The 8,593-nt window shown below is 48.1% G+C and carries 7 protein-coding genes; all 7 read left to right on the forward strand.

Translation table 11 applies throughout. The features are described from left to right. Window positions 1–1,046 precede the first annotated feature (1,046 nt). Window positions 1,047–1,145 carry a putative holin-like toxin gene (locus ACR0P9_RS04320; RefSeq protein ID WP_432617660.1) on the forward strand — a complete coding sequence of 33 codons (99 nt, stop codon included), beginning with the start codon at window positions 1,047–1,049 and terminating at the stop codon, window positions 1,143–1,145. Window positions 1,146–1,449: 304 nt separating this feature from the next. After that, window positions 1,450–4,065 (forward strand): ATP-dependent chaperone ClpB, encoded by a 2,616-nt coding sequence (gene clpB, locus ACR0P9_RS04325; protein ID WP_432617662.1) that lies wholly within the window; start codon window positions 1,450–1,452, stop codon window positions 4,063–4,065. Between the two features lie 366 nt (window positions 4,066–4,431). Continuing rightward, complete coding sequence (locus tag ACR0P9_RS04330) at window positions 4,432–4,827, forward strand: hypothetical protein (protein WP_432617664.1); 396 nt, start codon at window positions 4,432–4,434, stop codon at window positions 4,825–4,827. A gap of 142 nt (window positions 4,828–4,969) precedes the next feature. After that, on the forward strand, window positions 4,970–5,533 hold the full coding sequence (locus ACR0P9_RS04335; RefSeq protein WP_432617666.1) for a DUF1836 domain-containing protein: 564 nt from the start codon (window positions 4,970–4,972) through the stop codon (window positions 5,531–5,533). A gap of 153 nt (window positions 5,534–5,686) precedes the next feature. Further along, window positions 5,687–6,367, forward strand: a complete 681-nt coding sequence (locus ACR0P9_RS04340) for a response regulator transcription factor (RefSeq protein ID WP_432617668.1) — start codon at window positions 5,687–5,689, stop codon at window positions 6,365–6,367. Next, entirely contained in the window at window positions 6,364–7,893 is a 1,530-nt protein-coding gene (locus ACR0P9_RS04345) for a sensor histidine kinase (protein ID WP_432617670.1), read from the forward strand. Before ACR0P9_RS04340 ends, ACR0P9_RS04345 begins: the two co-directional genes overlap by 4 nt. Window positions 7,894–8,041: 148 nt before the next feature. Continuing rightward, window positions 8,042–8,593: DEAD/DEAH box helicase (locus tag ACR0P9_RS04350; RefSeq protein ID WP_432617672.1), on the forward strand; the 552-nt coding region annotated here is incomplete at its 3' end.

Below are 8,593 nucleotides of genomic sequence, written 5' to 3' on the forward strand. Positions count from 1 at the left end.
CAGACCAAACTTGGCTCTCCCTCTGGGAGAGATGTCGCGCAGCGACAGAGAGGGCTTGTACCAGCTGTAAATTCTTTCAGATTTGCTTGATGCGAGTTTGTCAGAATCAGCCCTCTCAGGATAAACAAAAAGTAATCCGCCTCACTGCTACATAAGGCGGATTACTTTCATGTAAAACGTTCTTGTGGGGGCAACCGTCTATCGGTATGCCCTTTTTCTAAGCTCAGTATAGCATCGGAGATGCGAAAAGTCAATCTTGACCGAAAGAAATCGGTCTGTTAAGATAATACATGAGGCATACCATAACGGTAGGCGGCTGTCCCCATTCTTCTGGGGGCACTTCTTAACCTGCCCCCAAATCTGGTAGATTGGGGGTGATTCTGTGCACTATGTTACATACACCGAATTGTTTGCAATCGGCACGTTCATCGTTGCATTGATAGACCTGATTCTCAGGATAAATAAGAAGTAGCCCGCCTGACTTCCCAATAAGGCGAGCTACTCTTTAGCTTATACTATTAGGGGCAACCGTCTATCGGTATGCCTTTTCTAAGCTCAGTATAGCATCGGAGATACGAAAAGTCAATCTTGACCGAAAGAAATCGGTCTGTTAAGATAATACGTGAGGCATACCATAACGGTAGGCGGCTGTCCCCATTCTTCTGGGGGCACTTCTTAACCTGCCCCCAAATCTGACAGATTGGGGGTGATTCTGTGCACTATGTTACATACACCGAATTGTTTGCAATCGGCACGTTCATCGTTGCATTGATAGACCTGATTCTCAGGATAAATAAGAAGTAATCCGCCTGACTGCTACATAAGGCGGATTACTTTAGTATAAACCTTGTGGGGCAACCGTCTATCGGTATGCCTTTTTCTATGCTCAGTATAGCATCGGAGATGCGAAAAGTCAATCTTGACCGAAAGAAATCGGTCTGTTAAGATAATGCGTGAGGCATACCATAACGGTAGGCGGCTGTCCCCCATTCTTCTGGGGGCGATATTTCTTATTTCCCCCAAGTCTGTGACGAGGGGGTGACGCCATGACATACGTAACGTACCAAGAACTCATTCAGTTTTGTACATTTATCGTTGCAGTGATTGGTCTGACCATTCAGATCATGGATCATAATAAGAAATGACCGCCTAGATTTTGCCCTCTAGCGGTCATTTCTTAACCAAATTCTAGGGGCAACCGTCTATCGGTATGCCCTTTTTCTAAGCTCAGTATAGCATCGGAGATACAAAAAGTCAACGGAATTTGCAGAAAGGAAATATTGCCTTGCCAGAAATTAGCACTCTCATGCCTTGAGTGCTAAAATTAACAAACTTGTAACAAATATCCCCTTGCATTTCCTTTTAGACAGAACTATAATGCAGGTGTTAGGAAATCCAAGGACAATGTGTCACATATGATACACAGTCCAGCCAAGGGAGGTAACCGTTATGAACGTACAAAAATTTACGCAAAAATCTCTGGAAGCAATTCAAGACGCAAATTCGCTGTACAATGAATACGGCAATGCAGAGATGGGACAGGAGCATTTGCTGCTGGCTCTGCTGCATCAGGATGGCGGCTTGATTGCCCAGCTTATGACAAAAATGGGTATTGACCCAAATAATCTGGAAAGACAGACTCGTCAGGCAGTAGAGAAGCTGCCGCGCGTATCCGGCGGACGCGATGCCAGCCGGATGTATGTCACTTCGGATCTGCAAAAGACGCTGAATGAAGCAGAACATGCCGCAGAACAAATGAAGGACGACTTTGTTTCGGTAGAGCATTTGTTCCTTGCACTGATGGATACCGCAGCAGGCTCTGTTCGTGATCTGTTCCGCACTTTTGGGATTCAGAAGAACAACTTCTTGCAGGCACTGTCCTCTGTGCGCGGCAATCAGCGCGTGACGACGGATTCTCCGGAAGACACCTATGATGCACTGAAGAAATACGGCACTGATCTGGTTGAGCAGGCTCGCCAGAAAAAGATGGATCCGGTCATCGGCCGAGATGATGAGATTCGTAATGTCATTCGGATTCTGTCTCGTAAAACCAAGAACAATCCGGTGCTGATTGGTGAACCGGGTGTCGGTAAGACCGCTATTGCAGAAGGCTTGGCACAGCGTATTGTGCGCGGCGATGTACCGGGTACGCTGAAAGACAAGACCATTTTCTCTTTGGATATGGGCTCGCTGGTTGCCGGTGCTAAGTATCGCGGCGAATTTGAGGAACGTCTGAAGGCTGTTCTGAATGAAGTCAAAAAGAGCGAAGGTCATATCATTCTGTTCATTGATGAGCTGCATACGATTGTCGGCGCAGGCAAGACAGACGGCGCAATGGATGCCGGCAATCTGCTCAAGCCGATGCTGGCGCGCGGCGAACTGCACTGCATCGGTGCAACGACGCTGAATGAATATCGTCAGTATATCGAAAAGGATCCGGCTTTGGAGCGTCGTTTCCAGACCGTTATGGTCGGTGAGCCGACAGTCGAAGATACCATTGCTATCCTGCGTGGTCTGAAGGAACGCTATGAAGTCTATCACGGCGTAAAAATTCAGGATTCCGCACTGATTGCAGCAGCTACGCTGTCTAATCGATATATTACCGACAGATTCCTGCCGGATAAGGCCATTGACTTGGTTGATGAAGCATGTGCAATGATTCGTACCGAAATTGACTCCATGCCGACAGAATTGGATGTCATTCAGCGCAAAATCATTCAGCATGAAATCGAAGAAGCTGCCCTCAAGAAGGAAGATGACAAGCTGTCCAAGGAGCATCTGGCAGAAATCCAGAAGGAACTGGCAGAAATGCGCGAGCAGTTTAATTCCATGAAGGCTCGCTGGGACAACGAAAAGAATGCCATCGGCAAGGTACAGAAGCTGCGTGCCGATATTGAGCAGTTGAATGCTGATATTGAGCGGGCACAGGAAAATTATGACCTCAATAAGGCTGCAGAACTCAAGTACGGTCGTCTGCCGGAACTGAAGAAACAGCTGGAAGAGGAAGAAGCAAAGGCAGAACAAGCAGAGGGCAAGCACACTCTGCTGCGTGATAAGGTCACAGATGAAGAAATCGCCCGCATTATCGAGCGTTGGACCGGTATTCCGGTTGCTCGTCTGATGGAGGGCGAGCGCGAGAAGCTGCTGCATCTGGAAGATACGCTGCATAAGCGCGTGATCGGTCAGGACGAAGCAGTTAAGCGCGTATCCGAAGCCATTCTGCGTTCTCGTGCAGGTATTCAGGATCCGAATCGTCCGATTGGTTCGTTCCTGTTCCTTGGCCCGACTGGTGTCGGCAAGACAGAACTGGCCAAGACACTAGCAGCTACGCTGTTTGATGACGAAAAGAATCTGATTCGTATTGATATGTCGGAATACATGGAGAAATATTCCGTATCTCGTCTGATCGGTGCACCTCCAGGATATGTCGGCTATGAAGAAGGCGGCCAGCTGACCGAAGCGGTTCGCAGAAAGCCGTACTCTGTCGTCCTGTTCGATGAAGTAGAGAAGGCACATCCGGATGTATTCAATGTCCTGCTGCAGGTATTGGATGACGGTCGCATTACCGACTCGCAGGGTCGTACCGTAGACTTTAAGAATACCATTATCATTCTGACCTCGAACCTTGGTTCTTCTGTTCTGCTCGATGGCATCGGTGCAGACGGTGAAATTCGTGAGGATGCAAAGCAGCAGGTACATGAGCTGCTGCGCCGATCGTTCCGTCCGGAATTCCTCAACCGTCTGGATGAGATTGTCTTCTACAAGCCGCTGACCAAGGAGAATATCACAGGCATTATTGACTTGCTGATTCAGGCACTGAGCAAGCGTCTGGAAGACAAGCAGCTGTCTGTCGAACTGACCGACGCGGCAAAGCAGTATGTCATCGACAACGGCTACGATCCGGTTTACGGTGCTCGTCCGCTCAAGCGGTTCTTACAGCGCAATGTCGAGACCCTGCTCGGCAGAACCATTATCGCTGGCGATGTGTCCGAAGGTACGAAGCTGGTTGTCGATTATCAGAACGGAGAACTGACGGTTACACCGGTGTCTGTTGTCTCGGGATAATGCATGGAAAATGCACATTTGTGCAAGAAATCAATGTCGTATATTGTCAAAAAGGCAGTCCTGTGAAAACAGGGCTGTCTTTTTGCTGTTTTCTTGCGTGTTTATACAAAAATGTCTAATCAAAATACACAACAGAACGATGCAAGATTTGTGTATATCAAACAGAATGCAGAGAAATATCTAGATATACTGCGATATATGCAACAAAAATGACGAAAATCGCCGCTAAAAATCAAAAAAACAAAAAGAATAACTTGACAAAAAGAAAAATGCATTCTATGATATGACGAGTGTGAAAAAGTGAGGAAGTAATGGATAGGAGAAGATAAATAAATCCATATATTTAGGGCGGCGGAGAACAACTCAATGAAACATATAAATTCGGGCGAACAGTTCGGTATTCCTTTGGCAGAAGTAGAGGATGACGTCGAAAATTCAGGGTGTGACAACCTGAAAAGAATCTGGGAAAAAGTACAGCGAGAACATAATGTCGATGCGATGGAGTACATCGGATTGGCGTATGTTTATGGAAACAGCGGACTTCCAGCGAGCTTGGAAAAGGGAATTGGATTCCTGCATCTGGCTGCGCAGGGCGGCTGCACGACAGCACAACATTATATAGCAGACTGCTATGCTTACGGCATCGGCGTGGAACAGGACGCGGATGCTGCCTGCGCGTATTATCGCTTGGCCATCCAAGATACGGATGCCGCCCTGCGGCAGACCGCACGCAGTCAGCTAAAACGATTGAAACAGGATTGAAAAAGTCGCCGCAAGGCGGCTTTTTTACTGTATATAGTCTTCAAAACAAATAAGAAACACCGAGCCATATGAAACAGCTTGATTTCTGCAACAAAATAGTTTATGATACTACCAAAGATTGCGAAGGACAAGAGGTGCAGATATGAGCAAGGATTTTAGAACGTTGATTCAGGAAAGCGTCAAGCAGAAGCAGCTGCATCCGGCAGATATTCCGTCTCTTGACTTGTATATGGATCAGGTCATTGCCCTGATGAGTGAGCATCTGGGGGAAGAGGGCGAAAAAGAACCGCTGACGCGCACGATGATTCATAATTACAGCAAAGCGGGGGTTATTTCCCCGATTAAGGGCAAAAAATATTCGCGAGAACAGATTTTGCAGATGCTGGCCGTGTATTCGCTCAAAAATCTGTTGAGCATCTCACAGATCAAACGCATTTTAAACGGTGTAGAACAGAGCGGCGCGGGCGAAAAGGGATTGGAAAACTGCTTTCAGACCCAGCTGGAGCGGCGCACCAACATCAATGCACAGCTCATGGATTCCATTGATGCAATTGTACACGATAACGATATGAAGCTCGGCACACCGGCGGCGGCGATGTCTGTTTTGCTGACGATTGCTGACCTCAACAATACCCTGACATCTCTCGCTGCGGCGATTACCCAAGAGTGCTTTCCAGAGCTGCCGGATACCAAAAAGAAATCATAGCAATACTGTCTTCTCTTTGCCGCGCGGCAGAGAGAAGATTTTTTTATGAATTTTTTGTAAAAAGAAAAGGATTTGAGGTTCTCGTCACACTGTGTTCACATAACTGACGTAATATAGAAATATACCTTGGATATTTAGAGAGGAGCATGGCATATGTTCACGATTTTGATAGCAGATGATGAAGAACGTATCCGCCGCCTGGTATCGGACTTTCTGCGCCGCGATGGCTATACCGTTTTGCAGGCGGCAGACGGCGGACAGGCGATGGAACTCATCGACCAAAAACTTGGTTCAATTGACCTGATTATTCTGGATGTGATGATGCCGGTCTATGACGGCTGGAGCGTCCTGCGCCATATCCGCAGCAAAAATACCGATGTGCCGGTCATGATGCTGACGGCGCGCACGGAAGAAAACGATGAGGTGTTCGGCTTTGACCTCGGTGCGGATGATTATATCACCAAGCCGTTTTCCCCTATCGTGCTGTCGGCGCGCGTGCGCGCGATTGAAAAGCGCTGCCATCAGCATAATGAGGGCATTTATCAGTCAGGCGCACTGTCCATCAATGAAATCAGACGCGAAGTCTGCGTTGCCGGGGAAACCGTCGAGCTGACCCCGAAGGAATATGACCTGCTCATTTACTTTAAAAATAATCAAAATATTGCGGTTTCTCGCGAAAATATCCTCAATGCCGTGTGGGGCTATGATTATTTCGGCGATTTGCGCACCGTCGATACGCATGTCAAAAAGCTGCGTGCGAAGCTGGGTGACTGCGGCAAGATGATTGAAACCGTGCGCGGCTTCGGCTACCGATTTGAGGGAGAGCAGCAGTGAGAGCCCATGCGCTGCGCCAGCAAAAGGAAGAAGAAACGGGACGGCGATACCGCGGTATCCACACATTAAAATTCCGGTTTTTCAGCTGTGTGGCATTGACGGCGGCGATTTATATTGTAGTTATTATCCTGCTCAATGTTCTGTTTTTTCAGCGGTATTACTTGGTTGAGAAAAAACACAATTTGACAGAGATTTATCAGCACATCAATTCCAGCTATACCGGCGATGTGACCGTGCTGGAAGATGAGCTGAAGCATCTGGAAAAAAACAACAATATCCGGATCAGTATCTTCAATCAGTACGATCAGGCGATCTATGATACGATTTATCAGCATGACCGCAGCGGCACGCGCAATTTTGTGATGGAAGATCCGCTCGGACAGGCGATTTACGTCTATAACAGCGAAGAACTGAAGAAAAAAGGCTATACGTTTTCCTGCTTGCAGGATTCTGACGGACAAGTCGCGTATATTGCACTGCTCGGTAAGCTGCAAAACAGCGATACGGTCTTGCTGCGCATTCCGACCACAGCACTGAAAGAAGAACGTTCGGTCAATTTGGCGTTTCTCGTTGTGTCGGGCTTTGCGGCGCTGCTTGCGTGCCTGATTGCCGGATTCTTTATCGGCGGAAAATTTACCCGGCCGATTACCGAAATGACCCAGCTTGCGCGCGCCATCACGCGATTGGATTTTTCCAAAAAATATACCGGCACCTATCATGATGAGCTGGGAGAGCTGGGAGAAAGCCTCAATAAAATGTCGGAGGATTTAGAGTCGTCCATTCATGAGTTACAGCAGATGAATGAACAGCTGCAGCGGGAAATTGAGGAAAAACAGCGCATTGATGACATGCGAAAAGAGTTTATCATCAATATTTCCCATGATCTCAAGACACCGATTGCCTTGATTCAGGGCTATGCCGAAGGGCTGCGTGTCGGCATCAATGACTCGGAGGAAGCAAAGAACGAATACTGCGATATTATCATTGATGAAGCCAAGCGCATGAATCATTTGGTGCGGCAGCTGTTGGATCTGTCCAAGATTGAATTGGGCAATACCGTGCCGAATAAAATCGAATTTGACGCCTATGAGCTGGCGGAAGCGGTTGTCGAAAAAACGCAGGTGATGTGGCAGGAAAAGCAGCTGCATGTCGATGTATCCGGCGTTGGCAGCGAGGTGCTGTATGCGGATTATGACATGCTGGAGCGCGCTGTGATGAACTACATGACCAATGCGATTGACCACACGCCGACCGGCGGACACATTCGCATCACGACCAGTCAGGATACCAAACATATTGTGCTGACTGTCGAAAACGAAGGCAGCCAGCTGGCACAGGAGGAAATGGATAAAATTTGGGACAAGTTCTATAAGCTGGACAAATCGCGCACGCGCGTCAGCGGCGGCGGTTCCGGTATTGGATTATCCATTGTTCGGGCGATTATGCACGCGCACAATGGCGGCTGCGGCGTGCGCAACATCGAGCAGGGCGTCGCCTTTTATCTGACCTTGCCGAAGCATCCGTAAAAAGGAAACCGAAAATCCGCGAAATCTTGCGTGGATTTTCGGTTTTTTTGCAAAATCGGCACTTTGCCACTTGGTAGACATATGCGGGTGTGTTATACTGGAAATAACAAAATTATGATTGCTGAAAGAAAAAGGAGTATTGTTGGAAATGGAATTCCGCGATTTGGGCATTGATGAAGAGCTGTTACATGCACTCAGCGATGCCGGTTATACCGTCCCGACCCCGATACAGGAGCAGGCAATTCCTGCGGCCATTGCGGGCAAGGATGTCCTCGGATTGGCGCAGACCGGTACAGGCAAGACTTGTGCGTTTGCGATTCCGATTTTACAGAAATTGAAAAATGAAGAACGGCTGCCGGGCTTTCCGCCGATTCGTTCGCTGATTCTCACACCGACCCGTGAGCTGGCGATTCAGATCTATGACAGCTTCACTGCATATGCAAAATATACCGATATTCGCTGTGCCTTGGTGTATGGCGGTGTCTCGCAGTATAATCAGACCGAAGCACTGAGTGCCGGTGTCGATGTTCTGGTGGCAACACCGGGTCGACTCAATGACTTGTGCGGTCAGGGCTATATTGATCTGGAAGATATTGAACTGTTTGTCCTCGATGAGGCAGACCGAATGCTGGATATGGGCTTTGTCGATGATGTTGAGCGCATCATTCGCCGCATGGGCGAGCACGATGAGATGCAGACC

The organism is Butyricicoccus sp., assembly GCF_050872565.1.
GTDB lineage: Bacteria > Bacillota > Clostridia > Oscillospirales > Butyricicoccaceae > Butyricicoccus_A.